Genomic DNA, 16,762 nt, shown 5'->3' with positions numbered 1-16,762 from the left:
AACCTTAGCTTAATCCTAGCTTACTAAGTTGTGATCCAACTGGTAAGCGTCCGACGCCCGGGCGCACACCGCTCGGGCGTTTTACATTCAAAAAACAGATTTTGGAGTACATCAATCATGTTAGACGCAAATTTAAAAGGACAATTACAGGCTTATCTAGAGAAGGTGACGCAACCCTTCGAGATTGTTGCGTCTCTTGATAATGGTGCAAAATCTACAGAATTGCAGAACTTGCTGGAAGAAATAGCCGGCATGAGTGACAACATCACCTTACGTACCGACGGTGATGATGCACGCAAACCTTCCTTTGCGTTAAATCGCATTGGTGGTGACATCAGCTTACGTTTTGCTGGTATCCCAATGGGTCATGAGTTCACTTCATTGGTGTTGGCGCTGCTGCAAGTTGGCGGACACCCATCGAAGTTAGGCCAAGAGGTGATTGAGCAGGTTGCCAATTTAGACGGCGAATACAATTTTGAAACCTACTTCTCACTGTCTTGCCAGAACTGCCCAGATGTTGTGCAAGCACTGAACTTAATGGCCGTACTCAATCCGAAAATCAGTCACGTCGCGATTGATGGCGCGCTGTTCCAAGATGAAGTTGAACAGCGTCAGGTGATGTCAGTACCGATGATTTTCCTTAACGGCGAAATGTTTGGCCAAGGCCGCATGGACGTTGAGCAGATTCTGGCGAAAGTCGACACCGGCAGCGGTGCCCGTGAAGCGGCTAAGCTGAATGAAAAAGAAGCCTTTGACGTACTGGTGATTGGTGGTGGTCCAGCTGGCGCCGCCGCGTCTATTTACGCTGCACGTAAAGGTATTCGTACCGGTATCGCCGCTGAGCGTTTTGGTGGCCAAGTACTGGATACCATGTCGATTGAAAACTTTATTTCTGTCACAGAAACTGAAGGTCCAAAACTGGTGCGTGCCATGGAAGAACATGTGCGTGAATACGATATCGATGTGATGAACTTACAACGTGCCAGCCGTTTAATCCCAGCCACAGAGCAGGGCGGTTTACACACTGTTGAGTTTGAATCAGGCGCACGCTTACAAGCGAAAACTGTGATTCTTTCTACCGGTGCCCGCTGGCGCGAAATGAATGTACCCGGCGAGCAAGAGTACCGTAACCGCGGTGTTGCATACTGCCCACACTGTGATGGTCCTTTATACAAAGGTAAACGTGTTGCAGTGATTGGTGGTGGTAACTCCGGGGTTGAGGCAGCAATCGACTTGGCGGGCTTGGTTAAGCACGTGACTTTGCTTGAGTTTGATACCAAACTGCGTGCCGATGAAGTCTTGCAGAAAAAACTCAACAGCTTGCCTAACGTGACTGTGATTAAAAATGCTTTAACCACTGAAGCAGTCGGAGATGGCAGCAAAATCACTGGTCTAGTCTACAAAGATCGCGCGACCGATGAGTTACACAATGTTGAGCTGGAAGGTATCTTTGTGCAGATTGGTTTACTGCCCAACAGCGACTGGCTGAAAGACACTGTTACGCTATCTAAGCACGGCGAAATTGAAGTGGATGCACGTTGCGCCACCAATATCCCCGGCGTCTTTGCGGCAGGTGATGTGACTACTGTGCCTTACAAGCAAATCATCATCGCGATGGGCGAAGGTTCAAAAGCGTCACTGAGTGCCTTTGATCATATTATTCGTTCGTAACTATCGCACAGACCATTTTTAAACGTTGATTGGAAGCCGTTAACAGCAATATAAGAAGAGTCGTTCAGGTTTAGATTTAGGCATGCTGTAACTTAAAACGCCCGATGCATTAAATGTATCGGGCGTTTTTATTGGCTCAGCTGAAATCTACGCAACTACGATGAAATCAATCATGATCGCACCTGGCTCACGCTGCTGGTAAACAATTTGCACACGCTCGCCATAGCGTTCGCGCATCTGACTGAGCAACGGCAGCGGATCGTGATCGTTGACAAAGCGCATTGCTTCACCTGGATTCAGTGAATCCAACGCACCAAAAATAGCCGAATGGCGAAAGCGGTGCGCAATAGCACGAGCATCAAGCGAATAGGGGGTGTAACGGAATTCTGTCTCTGCAGTCGGAGTGCTCACGTGAAATCCTCTAGTGGATAAACCTCTAAGAAGACTAAATCGAATGCCTGCTACGCGCCTTGATTAGTATTAAGTGCATGGGATCAGGCGTTTTTGGAGTGTTGGTTGCGTGTTTGACAGACTTTTTATACGCGCACAATGCACACTTCTGCGAGTAAGTTACGCGGTCAGCGATGCCAGCTACCTCGCCAAGCATCCTAGATTGGCATCCAAAATCATTCGGCTACTTACACGCTCACTTCTGGCCGATATGAGCACATTCGTTTAGCATGATGAAACAATTGAGCAGTTGGCGATACTCAGAGTAAAAGTATTTGTTTGGTCCGGCAGAGGGTTATTTTGCCGTGCAATGGAAGCAATATTCATTAATGACATCCAGTATGCCGTCAGCTTGATGGCCAGAGTTTCGCTACTTTGTGCTCAGTTTGTTGAATCCTTAGCTGCTGAGTAATCACAGCAAACCAACATCTATTGACTTGAAAGGATCCCATCATGAGTAAGACCGTCTTGATCACTGGCGCGACGTCCGGTATGGGCAAGGAAACCGCGCTGTTGCTGGCTAAGCATGGCTATAGCGTATATGCCGGGGTAAGAAATAGCAGTGAGGAACTGCTGGATGAGGCCGAAAAGCGCGGCGTCAAACTTAATACTGTGGCGCTTGATGTACAGGATATCGCATCGATTCAGAAAGCCGTCCAGCATGTTATAGGCAAAGAAGGGAAAATCGACGTCCTGGTCAATAATGCGGGTTTTGGACTGCTGGCGACGCTGGAAGAAGGCACGGATGAGGAGATATTCAAGCAATTCGATGTGAATGTTTTTGGCCTCATCAAGATGACCCGCGAAGTCCTGCCACACATGCGCGCAGCGCAAAGTGGTGTGGTAATCAATATTTCTTCCTTCCTCGGGAAGATGGGCCTGCCTTTGCTGTCGCATTACAACGCCAGCAAATATGCCGTTGAGGGGATTACCGACTCCCTGAGATTTGAAGTGGCTCCCTTTGGTATACGAGTGCACTCTGTTCTGGCCGGTTTGTTTGGAACCAACTTTGTCAAAAAAGGGCTGGTCGCCAACAGCAAAACCACCAGTGAGGACTCACCTTATAAAGATCTCGTAGCTCATTTCGTTCCGATTGTGGCTAATGCCATCAACGAAGGCCCTGATCCACTGCCTATCGCACAAGCGGTGAAAAACATTATCGAGGATGAGGCGAGCGCTATTGCCGTTGAGGTTGGCAAGGAATCCGAGCTGTTTGTGCCAATGCGCAAGAGCATGGATGACAAAACATTCGAAGAGAAGGTAAAGGAAACCTTTGGCTTATAAGTAAGCCTGGGCGACCTGTTTGGCTAAGGTCGCCCGAGAGCTTTGATGCCATTGATTACTTTTTAAATCCACGTTAACGCAAACTGTCTTTAAAGACACTTCTTCTACATTTACAGAGTATTCGAAAACCCGTATATTCACTTTTCCATATATGTGGTTTAGCATATAAGCTTCTCTGCTGGTTGTTCAGCTTTCGTTTTACTGCCTTACTCTAGAAGGGCTTTCCTTATGCAACTCACACCTACTGAGGTGTTTAAAAGTCTCGCTGATGATACGCGGCTGCGGATTGCTTTATTGCTTGCCAGTGCAGGTGAGCTTTGTGTCTGTGAGTTGACCGAAAGTCTGCAGGCAAGCCAACCGAAGATTTCGCGACATTTGTCCTTATTGCGTAGCACAGGCGTGTTGTTGGATCGTCGCCAAGGGCAGTGGGTGTATTACCGTTTGCATCCAGAGTTGCCGGTTTGGGTGCTGAGCATTCTGCAGCAAACCCTCGCGGCTAATCAGCAGTGGTTGGTGGGTGATCTACTGCGTTTGCAGGCGATGGAGCGCGGGCCGCTCAACCAGCCAGTATGTAACTAAACCCTTCCAATTATTTCCACTGACTGAGTGTTGTTCATGCTGATCGCGTTGCTGATTTTTCTGATTACGATTGTCTTAGTCATTTGGCAGCCGCGCGGGCTGGGCGTGGGTTGGAGTGCCTCTTTTGGTGCGCTATTGGCGTTGCTCAGTGGTGTGGTTGAATTGGCGGATATTGCTCTGGTTTGGCAGATTGTCTGGAATGCTACGGCCACCTTTATCGCCATTATTATTATCAGTTTGCTGCTCGATGAAGCCGGTTTCTTTGAATGGGCCGCATTGCATGTGGCGCGTTGGGGCGGCGGCAGTGGGCGCAAATTATTTGCTTTTATTGTGCTGTTGGGCGCTGCGGTGTCGGCGTTATTTGCCAATGATGGTGCCGCGTTAATTATTACACCGATTGTGATCACCATGCTGTTGGCGCTGCGTTTTTCCCCAGCGGCGACGTTGGCATTTGTCATGGCCGCAGGCTTTATTGCCGATACCGCCAGCTTGCCTTTTGTGGTGTCGAATTTGGTCAATATCGTTTCTGCGGATTACTTTAATCTCAGCTTTAATGAATACGCGACGGTGATGGTGCCGGTGAACGTTGTCAGTATCGCTGCCAGCTTGGCGATGTTGCTTTGGTTCTTCCGTAAAGACTTACCGGCGACGTATGCTTTGAATGAGCTCAAGCTGCCTAAAGAAGCGATCCGTGATCACGCAACCTTTGTGGCGGGTTGGTGGGTGTTAGGCTTATTGCTGTTGGGTTTTTTTGTGATTGAGCCGCTGGGTGTACCGATCAGTGTGATTGCTGCAGTCTGTGCGCTGTTGTTGTATCTGATTGCCGCCCGTGGTCAGGTGATTAGCACCACTAAAGTGCTGAAGGAAGCGCCATGGCAAGTGGTGGTGTTTTCGTTAGGCATGTATCTGGTGGTCTACGGCTTAAAAAATGCCGGTCTCACTGATTATATTGCCCAGCTGTTAAATATCTTTGCCGCGCAGGGCTTGTGGACGGCGACTTTGGGCACGGGACTGCTCACCGCTGTGCTGTCCTCCATAATGAATAACATGCCCACAGTATTGGTCGGTGCACTGTCGATTGATGCCGCTGGCGTCGATGGGGTGATTAAGCAGGCGATGGTCTATGCCAATGTGATTGGTGCCGACTTGGGACCGAAAATCACTCCAATTGGTAGTTTGGCCACACTGCTGTGGCTGCATGTGCTGGCACGTAAAAATATCCAAATCAGCTGGGGTTATTACTTTAAGGTCGGTGTAGTGCTGACGCTGCCAGTATTGTTGGTAACCCTCAGCGCCTTAGCGATTCGCCTGAGTATTTAAGCGAACACCGATGGCTTATTAAGTGATTCACAGCAGACCAAGTAAGATCATAAGAGAGGGATTTATGTACAAAGATTTACCCAATATCAGCGCTGACGCATTAAACATTCCAACGCTGGAGCAATTACAGCCCACTCAGCAGTCTGCGCATAAGCCGCGTATTTTATTGTTATACGGTTCTACGCGTCAGCGCTCTTTTAGCCGTTTAGTGGTGCAAGAAGCGGCGCGTTTGTTAGAAACCTTTGGCGCAGAAACCCGTATCTTTAATCCGTCTGGCTTACCGTTACCGGATGATGTTGAAGATACCCATCCTAAAGTGGCTGAGTTACGTGAGCTGATGCAATGGTCAGAAGGTCAGGTTTGGTGTTCGCCAGAGCGGCATGGCTCCATGAGTGCGGTGTTTAAGGCGCAGATTGATTGGGTACCGTTGAGCATGGGCGCGGTGCGTCCGACCCAAGGTAAAACCTTAGCGGTGATGCAGGTCTGTGGTGGTTCGCAGTCGTTTAATGTGGTCAATCAACTGCGTGCACTCGGGCGTTGGATGCGTATGTTCACCATCCCCAACCAGTCTTCAGTGCCGAAAGCCTTTACTGAGTTTGCTGACAACGACCGCATGCAGCCGTCACCCTATTACGACCGCATGGTTGATGTGATGGAAGAGCTGGTGAAGTTCACCTTGTTGCTGCGCGACCGTCAGAATTATCTGGTGGATCGGTACTCTGAGCGTAAAGAATCAGCAGAAGAATTATCGCAGCGGGTTAATCAACGTTCGATTTGATCCATGAGCTTTGCTCAGAGCGATCAAATTAGAGCTGAGACAACTATTAACTAACGGATTATGCCTTGGCCGATCATATTGCTGGTCGCGGCACAAAGAGCGAGTAGAGTTTGCTGGGAATAGGGTGAATGAAATGTTGGAACCAGTCATTCAAGAAGAAAGCACTGGCTGTGGCATTGCCGCAGTGGCCAATATTCTCGGTAAAACCTATGCGCAGATGAAAGCCATCGCCAATGCTATGGGGATTGCTGCGGCGGATACCTCATTGTGGTCAGATACGCAGTATGTGCGGCGCATGTTAGCCAGTGCAGGGGTGGCAACTTCTGCGGATGAAATACCCTTTAGCTCTTGGGATGCATTGCCTGATTTAGCCTTGTTGTCGATTAAGCATCACCGCGAGGGCGATAAAGACTTTTGGCATTGGGTGGTGTTTAAGCGTGTCGATGGACAACCCGTGGTGCTAGATTCAGCCAGTTATTTGCCCAGCAATATACGAACAGATTTCGAGGCAATGCAGCCTAAATGGTTTATTGAGTGCACAAAAGTCGTTGGTTGATTGCACAAATGGGTAGGGATGGGTTTGCGCGCTACTTTTAGCAACACATCCAGTCAGAATACTGGATAATAGCGACTATTCTTTTGCTATGTATTCTGGTGATTCGCTGTGGAAATCAAGGTTAACTTTCTCGACAACTTGCGTCTTGAAGCCAAGTTCGACGACTTTACAGTAGTGGCTGATCAGCCGATCCGTTACAAGGGCGAGGGTTCTGCGCCCGGTCCGTTTGATTACTTTCTGGCTTCGTCGGCGCTGTGTGCAGCCTATTTTGTAAAGCTGTATTGCCAGACTCGCGATATCCCGACGGAAAATATCCGTTTATCACAGAACAATATTGTCGATCCGGAAAACCGCTACAAACAGATTTTTAAAATTCAGGTTGAGCTACCGACGGATATGTCTGACAAAGACCGTCAAGGTATTCTGCGCTCTATTGATCGTTGTACGGTCAAAAAAGTGGTGCAAACTGGGCCTGAGTTTGTGATTGAGATTGTGGATAATCTTGAATCTGATGCGCAAGCGTTGTTGGGTACTTCGCTGGCTGATGGTGCTAGCACTTATATCGCCGGTAAAGATCTGCCGCTGGAGCAAACCATCGCGACTATGTCGGGCATTTTGGCTGGCCTCGGGATGAAGATTGAGGTTGCTTCATGGCGTAATATTGTCCCCAATGTCTGGTCGTTGCATGTGCGTGATGCGCATTCGCAGATGTGTTTTACCAACGGTAAAGGGGCAACCAAAGAGAGCGCGCTGGCTTCGGCGCTGGGCGAGTTTATTGAGCGCCTGAACTGCAATTTCTTTTACAACGATCAGTTTTGGGGTGAAGACATCGCCAATGCGGCGTTTGTGCATTATCCAAATGAAAAGTGGTTTCAGCCGGGTCCAAAGGATGAGCTGCCGAAGGGTATTCTCGACGAGCGTTGTCTAGAGATTTACAACCCGGATGGCGAGTTGCGCGGCTCGCATTTGTATGACACCAACTCCGGCAATATCGAACGTGGTATTTGTTCGCTGCCGTATGTGCGTCAGTCCGATGGTGAGGTGGTGTATTTCCCGTCGAACTTGATTGAAAACCTCTTCCTTAGTAACGGTATGAGTGCCGGTAATACGCTGGTGGAAGCGCAGGTGCAGTGCTTGTCGGAAATTTTTGAGCGCGCGGTGAAACGTGAGATTCTGACCGGCGAAATGGCCTTACCAGACGTGCCGCGTGAGGTGCTGGCCAAGTACCCAAGTATTTTGGCGGGTATTGAAGCGCTCGAAGAGCAGGGCTTTCCGGTGTTAGTGAAAGATGCTTCGTTGGGCGGTCAGTTCCCGGTGATGAACGTCACTTTGATGAATCCACGGACTGGCGGTGTGTTTGCTTCGTTTGGTGCGCACCCAAGTTTTGAAGTGGCGCTGGAGCGCAGTCTGACTGAGCTGTTGCAGGGTCGCAGTTTTGAAGGTTTGAATGATTTAGCCCGTCCAACGTTTTCGAGTCATGCAGTGACTGAGCCGAACAACTCGGTGGAACACTTTATTGATTCCAGCGGTGTGGTGTCGTGGCGTTTCTTTAGCGCGAAAGCAGATTACGACTTTGTCGAATGGGATTTCACCGATGGCGGCAACAACACCAATGCACAGGAAGCTGATCTACTGTTCGGCCTTCTGGAAGAAATGGGCAAAGAAGCTTACGTGGCCGTGTATGAGCATCTCGGTGCGACCGCCTGTCGGATTCTAGTGCCGGATTATTCCGAGGTGTACCCGATCGATGATCTGATCTGGGATAACACCAATAAAGCGCTGTTTTTCCGTGAAGATATTCTCAATCTGCACCGTCTCGATGATGATCAGTTGGCCGCGCTGGTCGAGCGTTTAGAAGAAAGCGAGCTGGATAACTACACTGATATCACCACCTTGATTGGCGTGGAGTTTGATGATAATACGGTGTGGGGGCAGTTGACGATTCAGGAATTGAAGCTGTTGATTTATCTCGCCTTGAATCAACTGGATGAAGCGTTGGAACTGGTCGAGGAATTCCTGCAGTTTAACGACAACACCGTTGAGCGTGAGTTGTTCTATCAGGCGATGAACGCCGCGCTGGAAGTGGCGTTGGATGATGAGCTGGATATGGACGATTACGAACCGGTTTTCCGTCGTATGTTTGGTGAGGAGCGCATGGATGCGGTGTTGGGCTCGGTGACTGGCGCTGTGCGTTTCTTCGGTTTAACGCCGACCAGTATGCAACTGGAAGGGTTGGATAAGCATTTGCGTCTGCTGGATAGCTTTAAAAAGCTGCATGCAGCACGGGCGCGATTCGTCGGTTGATTGCTTCTGTTACAACAAAAAAGGCACTTTTTTAGTGCCTTTTTTTGGTTTTACCCTACTGTCTTCGCAAGGCTAGATTGTCTGCGCTCATCAAACTTTGCGGTACATAACTCATACCTATTAAAACACGAGTCATGTTATTGCCTGATGTTCTTGCAGTTGTGCTTAAATGGACAAAACCGCAACGACCAAGTGTTGATCACCGTCTAGCGTAACGTGCTCTACTCTAATCAGAAAAATAACAGGAGACAGGCTATGTTGAGATTACTATTCAGTGCTGCGCTAATGATGGCGCTCGGTTCTACGCCGGCGTTAGCGGCTGAAAGCGCGCCATGCCCAGCGTTTCTTGATCACGATTTACCCAAACTGCATTCTAAAGACACCGTCAACTTGTGCGACTTCGCAGCGGGTAAGCCGATGCTGGTGGTGAATACTGCCAGCTTCTGTGGTTTTACTAAGCAGTTTAAAGGACTTGAAGCCTTGCACGAGCGTTATGGCAAGCAAGGTTTGGTGGTGGTTGGCTTTGCCAGTGATGATTTTAATCAGGAAGCAAAAACTGAAGAAGAAGCCGCGACGATTTGCTTCAAGAATTTTGGCGTGACCTTTACCATGATTGCCCCAGGTCCGGTTACCGGCGCTGATGCAACACCGGTGTTTGCGCACATTAACCAGCAGAGCAAAGCGCCGCGCTGGAACTTCAATAAATATCTGCTTAATGACAAGGGTGACGTGGTTAAGTCTTTCGGCAGTACTGTTAATCCTGAGAGCAAGTCTGTCACGCAGGCGATCGAGTCAGTTTTGTAGCAGTCAAACTGACTGATCTACTCTAGTCTGTGACGTGTCGATGTTTGTCAGCCCCATGTTGTGTCGTAGTCGGCGTGCAACTTGGGGTTGCTGATTGGGAAAGTATGAGGCAAATAAATCAAGTCGAGGCTTTATGAAAGCATCGGTACGCGGCGCCATGATGCGGATCTTTATTCTGTTATTGTTTGTCTGTGCAGGCAGTTTTGCATGGGAATCATCACGCAACTCCGACATGCAGCCTGTCACTGGGCAGGTGATCGGTACTGTGTATAAAGGCTACAGGATTAGCTATGAGTTGCAGGAGCAGCGCTATCAGTTTGAAACTCGATTTGGCATTGTTGATCTTATTAGCGGGCTAAGATCGCTTAGATCAGGTGATGCGATACCGCTACTCGTCGATCCTAACCATCGCCATGCAGCGCTGATCAACACGCTGAATGGTCGTCATGGCCTTACGCTGAGTTTCGCTGCGTTACTGTTTTTATTTATTGTCGGTGTGGTGCTCTCGATTCTCGGACGTAGAGACAACAAACCTTTCTGAAAAAGCACGCTATATAATGAGCGATATTTAAATATTAATGATTTATTCTGAAGAGTATAGAGCTGCTTTTATTGGTTTATTGCGTTAGCAAAAAACATTAAAGCCTATGATTTAGAAAGGTTTTTCTGTATCTGAGATATATAAAATACTTATAAAATCATAGGTCTTTGAGTTTTGGTGTGAAAGTTAGTTAAATTTAATGTTTTTTCTCAAGAGTAGCAGGGACGGCATAATGATTATAAAGGCATTAAAAAACACCTTGGCTGACTCTGGAACTAAGAAGATATCTATAGGTGTAACAGGCTTCTCGCGCGCAGGAAAAACTGTGTTTATCACATCATTAGCCCATGCACTAATGACTGCAAAAAACTGGCAAAAAGAAAAGGGTGCAGGACCATTAGCGCAGTTTTCTGTATATGAGAAAGGCGCTTTTAAGTCTGCTCGCATTAGAGAAGATATTGACAGCCATTTACCCCAGTTCCCTTATCGTAAAATGCGAGAGTCACTTCTCGGGATCAATACGCATTGGCCTGAAGCAACAACAGGTATTTCAAGGTTATTTATTGAAATTGATAGCGAGCAGTCTTCCGGAGTTTCAAGCTGGTTAGCTAATAATGCCGGGATGAGTGATTTGGGTTTAGGCAAAGTCATTATTGAACTGGTTGATTTTCCTGGCGAGTGGCTGATCGATCTTCCCATGCTAGATTTGAACTATGCAGATTGGTCAGAAAAAAGCTTGCTGCTTGCGCGTTCAGTCGCACGGCATAAGTTTTGTAACCATTTTTTTACACAGCTTAGTGCTGTTGATGCAGAGTTAGAGGCAGGCCAAGTAGCCAGTGATTTAGCCGAGGCATGGACTCTCTACTTACAGCAATGCGCGGAAACTGGCTTGACGCTTAATCAGCCGGGCCGGCATTTGCGACCTGATGCATTTAAAGGTTCGCCTATTCTATGTTTTGCGCCTATGGATAAGGGCCTTGAAAAAACTGCGTTATATAAATTAATGCAAAAGCGTTATGAAGAATATAAGAAGAAGGTCATTACTCCGTTTTATAAAGAAAATTTCGCCAAAATAGATAGGCAGATTTTTTTAGTTGATGTGTTAAGCACGCTCGAAAAAGGTGAAGCGATCTTCTCTGAAATGACAAATGCGTTGCAGGACGTTTTAAAGCAATTTAATTACAGTAAAGGTGGTGTGCTTTCTAAACTTGGTTTTGCCAAGACAACGCACGTGTTATTTGCTGCGACTAAATCCGATCATGTAATCCGTGGTGATCGTAAAAACTTAGAAGAAATGTTACGTAAAATGCTTTACTTAGCAGATGATTTAAATAATGTGCATGGGAAGGTTGCTAAGTACCAAGTTATGTCGCTGTCTTCTGTAAAAGCTACTAGTGACTTTATGACGACTCAAGCACCTAAGAGAGAAATATTAAAAGGCCGGCCAAATGGTGAGGCTGAGAGTGCTTTATATGATCCGGGTGGCTTACCGCTTGATATGCCTCCTTATTGGGAAGATGTGAATTTTGTTTTTTATAAGTTTGCTCCGCAAGCAATGCCAGATGCTCTTCACCAGGGGTTTCCTGCAATTAATTTAGGCAAAGCACTCGAGTTTCTTATTGGGGATGATGTGTTATGAGCAATATACCGCGTAAGCCAGAAAAAATTATAGAAGAAGCTTTGTCAATTGATGATGTTGGTACGCACTCAGGAGATTCTGATGCTAAGGCTGTTGCGAGCCCATCAGTTGAACGTTTAAATCAAAAAAAGCGAGAACCCGGAAAAGTAGAAGCCGAGGCAGCGCAGGTAACAGAGCAGGATGATTCTGGAGAGCACGCAAAACACACGACAGGATATGCTTTAAAAACAAAAAGCGAGTCTTCCGTAGGCAAGCGTATTGGTTACTTTACAGTATTGATATCGTTTACTGTGTGGTCGCTGTACGAGGCGGTTAATTGGAATATTTCTAAGTGGCATGAATCAATATTCGGTGGGTTAGTAACAAGCATTTTTCTTTTTTCTATCCTCTCCTTTTTGGCTTATTTGATTACAGGTGAGGTAAAAGCTTTTTTAGCAATAAAGAAAATAAACAAGGGTATTCATAAGGCTGCTAATGAAACCTATAGTGATGAGCAGGCAAATGACTATATCCATAGGATTTTAAAAACCATCAAGCTTGATAAACCTGATGTGTATGAGGATTTTGTAAAAGTTTCGAAAAATCGCTCTGAAACTGACGAGTTGGTGTCTTTATTTAAGAACACAGTGCTGGTGGGTATCGATAAAGAAGTCGACCAACAAATCGAGCAATATGCGAAGTCTTCAGGAATTGCTGTGGCAGTTCTGCCTCACCCAGCTTTAGACGCGCTTGTGATTATTATTCAAGCCATTCGAATGACTAAAACAGTTGGTACTTTATATGGTGTTCGCACCGGCTTTTTTACGTCCGCGATTTTAATGCGTGAAACGATTAAAAATATATTGTTGTTAACCTCTATTGATTTTGTCAGTGAGGTTTTAGCTGATGAGTTTAGCGCCGGTGTTGCAGGTAAAGCAGGAAAAGGTATTGCTAAAGGTGCTGTGATTTATTACCGAGTAAGACGTTTAGGTAATGCTACTAAAAAGCTATGCCGTCCTGACTTCTAACGCATAGGCTAATAGTTTATTTTATTGATGGATAATTGATCATATTAGTCATGTTTGACCATTTTAGTGAATATAAAAATATTTAATAGGAAAGTAGCGGGTAAATATGTTCAGAATGATAAAGCTACCCTTTAAGCTTGTTTTTTTAGTTTTGGCTGTTATTTCTTTTAGTATCCTCTGGTATCAAACAAAGCTTTCTATTTTGGCATTAAGCCGTATTGATCCTCTACCAGAAACTAGGGATATGCTTGAAGATAATAAGTATGCAGAGGCTGGTGATTATTTAATGTTTTTTATGAGCTATGAGTATGTTAATGAAAACCCAGAAGCTCAGGAACTACATAAGGAAATTTCAAGCAAACGCAGCAGTTGGAGCTATCAGCTGGATAAGCTCGGCGAAGGGTTAATCTCTGGTACAAGTGATGAAACAATTGGTCAGGCTGCTGGAGTGGCAACTGATTTTTTTGTTATTGGCGATATTCGTGACTTGGCTAAACAGGGCGTTAATCTTGCGAAAGGTGAGGACGTTGACCAGGTACTTGTTGCTCTGGCAACTCTTGGAGTCGTCGCTACTGCTGCTCAAGTGGTTAGTGTAGCGGGGACTGCTGCGACAGGCGGTGCTGCTGCTCCAGCTGTGGCAGGAACCACTGTTACTAAAAGTGGGCTTATTGCATTAAAAGCTGCTAGAAAGTTAGGGAAAATGCCTTCGTGGTTAGGTGAGGCTATGATCAAGGCTGCAAAAACTGCAAAACAATCAAAAAGCTTAGCGTCTGTTACTGGTTTACTTGCAGATGTAAACACACTGGCCAAAACCCGTGGAGGATTTAAAATATTAGGACAGGCAAAGAATGCTACTGATCTTCGGCGTATGGCAAAGTTTGCCGATACTTTTGGAGCAGAAAGTGCAGCGATGTATCGTGTTGGGGGTGATGTGGTTGTTGATGTAGCGCAGCGAGCAAATAAGCTGGGCAAAGAGACAATAAAGCTGGCTACAACCTTTGGGCAGAATGGGTTGAAATTACTTGATAAGGTCGGTGTATTAAAATTCACTAAGCGCGTAAGCCGTGGATCAAAAATGGCCTATAAAGGCGATATATTTCATTTGCTAGCGATATTGTTGCTAATGCTACCAAAATGGATTTTATCTCTTTTTGTTATTATTGGTGCTGCTATATGGGTTCCTTGGCGGATGCTCGCTGCATTTAGCAGATGGCTTTACCGTTATTTTAAAAAGACTTCCAGTATCACGAGTAGTATGGAAAAAATTTAGCAGTATGCAGTTATGATTTATTACGTTTTTTAACCCCTTGCTGTGCTTGCGCGGTTAAAGCATCTTCCGGCCATGGATGCTTGGGATAACGCCCGCGAATATCTTTGCGTACTTCTGGATACACATTGCGCCAGAAGTTATTCAAGTCAGCCGTCACTGCCAATGGTCGCTGTGCTGGCGAGAGCAGATGAATCACTACGGCAACTTTACCGTCCGCTACTGTCGGTGTGTCGGTCCAGCCGAATAGTGCCTGTAACTTAGCGGCTAATACTGGGCCGTTTTCCGCGGTGTAGTCGAGCTTCACCTGCTGACCGATGGGGATAGTCAGCGTGGTCGGTGCCAATGCGTTGAGCTGCTGTTGTTGCTGATAGGTCAGCAGGCTGTGTAGCGCGTCGGACAGATTCAGGTTTTTCAGATCAGACCAGCGGTGCATGCCGGTGAGAAAGGGCAGCAGCCAGTCTTCTAAACGAGCCAGTAATGCTTCGTCACTGACATCCTGCCATTCGTTGGGAAATACTTTTGCCAGTAAGTTCACGCGGGCGCACCATTGCGTTGCGTTGTCCGACCAATTGAGACTGTGCAGACCTTTTTTGCGCACAGCATTAAGCAGACCCTGTTGAATTAACGCGGGATCAGGTTTGGCTAACTCTTTCTCGGCCAAAATCAGCTGGCCAAGTTTGCGCACGTGACGCGCTACAACAGTGCCGCGTTTGTCGTCCCACAGCGCTTCTTCGCTTTCAGTAATCAATGCGGATAAGTCTTGCTCTAGATCAGCCAGATTGACTGGCGCGGCGAGATAAATGCTGGCTTGGCGCGTCTTGCCATCCAGATCAGCAGCCACCAGCCAGTCATAGCGCACCAGCGGGTCATCTTCACGCAGCGATGCACCTTTGCCATTGCTGAGTTGATAACGAGCGGATTGTCCCGATCGGCGCTGGCCAACTCGATCAGGATAGGCCAATGCTAGCAAACGACCGGTTTCGGTATCTGTTGGCATGCTTGCCGTCTCATTATTTTTAATCATCAGCCGTTTGGCATCTTGACGTACGGCGTGCAAGCGCGCCGGATCAACTCGATGCTGTTTCGACTCGCCACGCAGCACTTGTAGCCGTTCGTGCATATCAGCACCGGCACTTGCTCCGAGCAGGTCGCGTTCACCCAAAAGCGCGGCCAATTCTGCCGCTGGCTGACCAAGGCCAAGCTGACGACCACGCAAGACCATATTGGCCAAACGCGGATGAATACCAAGATTGCGTGCGGCCTTACCATGTTCGCTAATCGCGCCGTCGCTGGTGAGCATGCCGAGCAGTTGTAGCAAATCTGTAGCTTGACTCCAATGTGCAGCCGGAGGGGCATCAATCCACGCCACCTGTGCTGGATCACGGGTACCCCACTGTGCCAGTTCCAACACCAGTGAAACGAGATCGGCTTCTTGGATTTCTGGCGGAGTAAATTCGGCGAGTGCAGCTTGCTCTGACTCACTCCAGAGCCGATAACATACGCCCGGCTCGATGCGTCCAGCGCGGCCTTTGCGTTGCTCTGCGGAAGCTTTAGAAACGCGTCCAGTCATCAGCCGGGTCATGCCGCTATTGGGGTCGAACACGGCGCGGCGCTGCTGACCACTATCAATCACCACACGTACGCCTTCGATGGTCAGGCTGGTTTCGGCAATCGCGGTGGCCAGCACCACTTTACGCATGCCTGCTGCAGGTGAGGAAATGGCGCGGTCTTGTTCGTCGGTTTTGAGATTGCCGTATAAAGGCGCGATCAGCACATTATTGGCAACCTGTCCGTGTAACTGGTTTTCGACTCGACGGATTTCTCCAGCGCCCGGCAGAAACACCAATAGCGAGCCCTCTTGCTGCGTCAGTGCTTCGTGAATGATGCTGACAATAGGCTCAATAATGCTGCGATTGCGATTTTGCGTAGGAAGCGAACGATAGAAAACATCCACCGAAAAAGCGCGACCTGCACTGCTAATAATAGGTACATCGCCGAGGATCTTGGCAATCGGCGCGGTATCCAAAGTGGCTGACATAATCAGCAGGCGTAGATCCTCGCGTAACGCTTGCTGCGATTCGCGTACCAGTATCAGCCCTAAATCGGCATGCAGTGAGCGCTCATGAAACTCATCAAACAATACCGCGGCGTAGTCTTCTAGCATCGGATCGCTTTGAATCAGGCGAGTGAGAATGCCCTCGGTGACCACTTCAATCTGCGTAGCTGCAGAGATTTGACTGTCCAGTTTGGTTCGGTAACCGACGCTTTGCCCTGCTTTTTCGCCTAACTGCCGCGCCATAAAAGTAGCCGCAGTACGCGCCGCCAAACGCCGCGGTTCCAGCATTAAAATCTTACGACCTTGGCGCCAAGGTGCATCGAGTAACGCCAGCGGTACCCGTGTGGTTTTGCCCGCACCCGGCGGTGCCTGCAGCAATACCGTGGTGGCTTGCTCAAGGGTTTGTTTGAGTTGCGGGAGAATGACGTCGATTGGCAGCACGGTTGGGTTTGGCCTGAAGTGAGGTGCGTATTAGAACCTTATACTACAGCGCCGCCCAAGTT

At 47.7% G+C, this 16,762-nt stretch carries 14 protein-coding genes; 12 read left to right on the top strand and 2 right to left on the bottom strand.

Features of this window, described 5'->3' with window-relative positions; genetic code table 11:
* The first annotated feature begins 117 nt into the window (after nucleotides 1–117).
* Entirely contained in the window at nucleotides 118–1,671 is a 1,554-nt protein-coding gene (gene ahpF / locus JYJ62_RS05660; RefSeq protein ID WP_205341221.1) for an alkyl hydroperoxide reductase subunit F, read from the top strand.
* Between the two features lie 147 nt (nucleotides 1,672–1,818).
* Here the strand turns inward: ahpF and JYJ62_RS05655 are convergent, their stop codons facing one another.
* Nucleotides 1,819–2,082 (bottom strand): DUF2249 domain-containing protein, encoded by a 264-nt coding sequence (locus tag JYJ62_RS05655; protein WP_205341220.1) that lies wholly within the window; start codon nucleotides 2,080–2,082, stop codon nucleotides 1,819–1,821.
* 492 nt (nucleotides 2,083–2,574) lie between these two features.
* Between JYJ62_RS05655 and JYJ62_RS05650 the strand changes: the two genes are divergently transcribed.
* The 11 genes from JYJ62_RS05650 (at nucleotide 2,575) to JYJ62_RS05600 (ending at nucleotide 14,203) form a co-directional block, all read left to right on the top strand.
* The gene (locus JYJ62_RS05650; RefSeq protein WP_205341219.1) at nucleotides 2,575–3,405 is read left to right on the top strand and encodes an SDR family oxidoreductase; all 831 of its coding nucleotides are present in this window, start codon (nucleotides 2,575–2,577) and stop codon (nucleotides 3,403–3,405) included.
* A gap of 228 nt (nucleotides 3,406–3,633) precedes the next feature.
* Nucleotides 3,634–3,984 (top strand): metalloregulator ArsR/SmtB family transcription factor, encoded by a 351-nt coding sequence (locus JYJ62_RS05645; RefSeq protein WP_205341218.1) that lies wholly within the window; start codon nucleotides 3,634–3,636, stop codon nucleotides 3,982–3,984.
* Nucleotides 3,985–4,020: 36 nt separating this feature from the next.
* Nucleotides 4,021–5,304: an arsenic transporter gene (locus JYJ62_RS05640; protein WP_205341217.1), complete on the top strand. Its 1,284-nt coding sequence runs from the start codon at nucleotides 4,021–4,023 to the stop codon at nucleotides 5,302–5,304.
* A gap of 64 nt (nucleotides 5,305–5,368) precedes the next feature.
* Nucleotides 5,369–6,082: an arsenical resistance protein ArsH gene (arsH, locus tag JYJ62_RS05635; RefSeq protein ID WP_205341216.1), complete on the top strand. Its 714-nt coding sequence runs from the start codon at nucleotides 5,369–5,371 to the stop codon at nucleotides 6,080–6,082.
* A 133-nt stretch (nucleotides 6,083–6,215) separates the two neighbouring features.
* Nucleotides 6,216–6,638, top strand: coding sequence for a hypothetical protein (locus JYJ62_RS05630; protein WP_232365721.1), 423 nt, complete (start codon nucleotides 6,216–6,218; stop codon nucleotides 6,636–6,638).
* Between the two features lie 108 nt (nucleotides 6,639–6,746).
* Nucleotides 6,747–8,942: an OsmC domain/YcaO domain-containing protein gene (locus tag JYJ62_RS05625; protein WP_205341214.1), complete on the top strand. Its 2,196-nt coding sequence runs from the start codon at nucleotides 6,747–6,749 to the stop codon at nucleotides 8,940–8,942.
* Between the two features lie 255 nt (nucleotides 8,943–9,197).
* Nucleotides 9,198–9,746 (top strand): glutathione peroxidase, encoded by a 549-nt coding sequence (locus tag JYJ62_RS05620; protein WP_205341213.1) that lies wholly within the window; start codon nucleotides 9,198–9,200, stop codon nucleotides 9,744–9,746.
* 133 nt (nucleotides 9,747–9,879) lie between these two features.
* Nucleotides 9,880–10,287 (top strand): DUF3592 domain-containing protein, encoded by a 408-nt coding sequence (locus JYJ62_RS05615; protein WP_205341212.1) that lies wholly within the window; start codon nucleotides 9,880–9,882, stop codon nucleotides 10,285–10,287.
* A 232-nt stretch (nucleotides 10,288–10,519) separates the two neighbouring features.
* Nucleotides 10,520–11,926: a YcjX family protein gene (locus tag JYJ62_RS05610; protein WP_205341211.1), complete on the top strand. Its 1,407-nt coding sequence runs from the start codon at nucleotides 10,520–10,522 to the stop codon at nucleotides 11,924–11,926.
* Entirely contained in the window at nucleotides 11,923–12,933 is a 1,011-nt protein-coding gene (locus JYJ62_RS05605) for a YcjF family protein (RefSeq protein WP_205341210.1), read from the top strand. Before JYJ62_RS05610 ends, JYJ62_RS05605 begins: the two co-directional genes overlap by 4 nt.
* 106 nt (nucleotides 12,934–13,039) lie before the next feature.
* Nucleotides 13,040–14,203, top strand: coding sequence for a hypothetical protein (locus tag JYJ62_RS05600; protein ID WP_205341209.1), 1,164 nt, complete (start codon nucleotides 13,040–13,042; stop codon nucleotides 14,201–14,203).
* A gap of 10 nt (nucleotides 14,204–14,213) precedes the next feature.
* On the opposite strand, the gene hrpB is transcribed toward JYJ62_RS05600, so the two are convergent.
* Nucleotides 14,214–16,700 (bottom strand): ATP-dependent helicase HrpB, encoded by a 2,487-nt coding sequence (gene hrpB, locus JYJ62_RS05595; RefSeq protein ID WP_205341208.1) that lies wholly within the window; start codon nucleotides 16,698–16,700, stop codon nucleotides 14,214–14,216.
* Nucleotides 16,701–16,762 lie beyond the last annotated feature (62 nt).

Origin of the sequence: Denitrificimonas caeni, assembly GCF_905120345.1 — a bacterium.
GTDB lineage: Bacteria > Pseudomonadota > Gammaproteobacteria > Pseudomonadales > Pseudomonadaceae > Denitrificimonas > Denitrificimonas caeni_A.
Note: the sequence above shows the minus strand (reverse complement) of the source record. Positions and strands in the feature narration are given on the sequence as shown.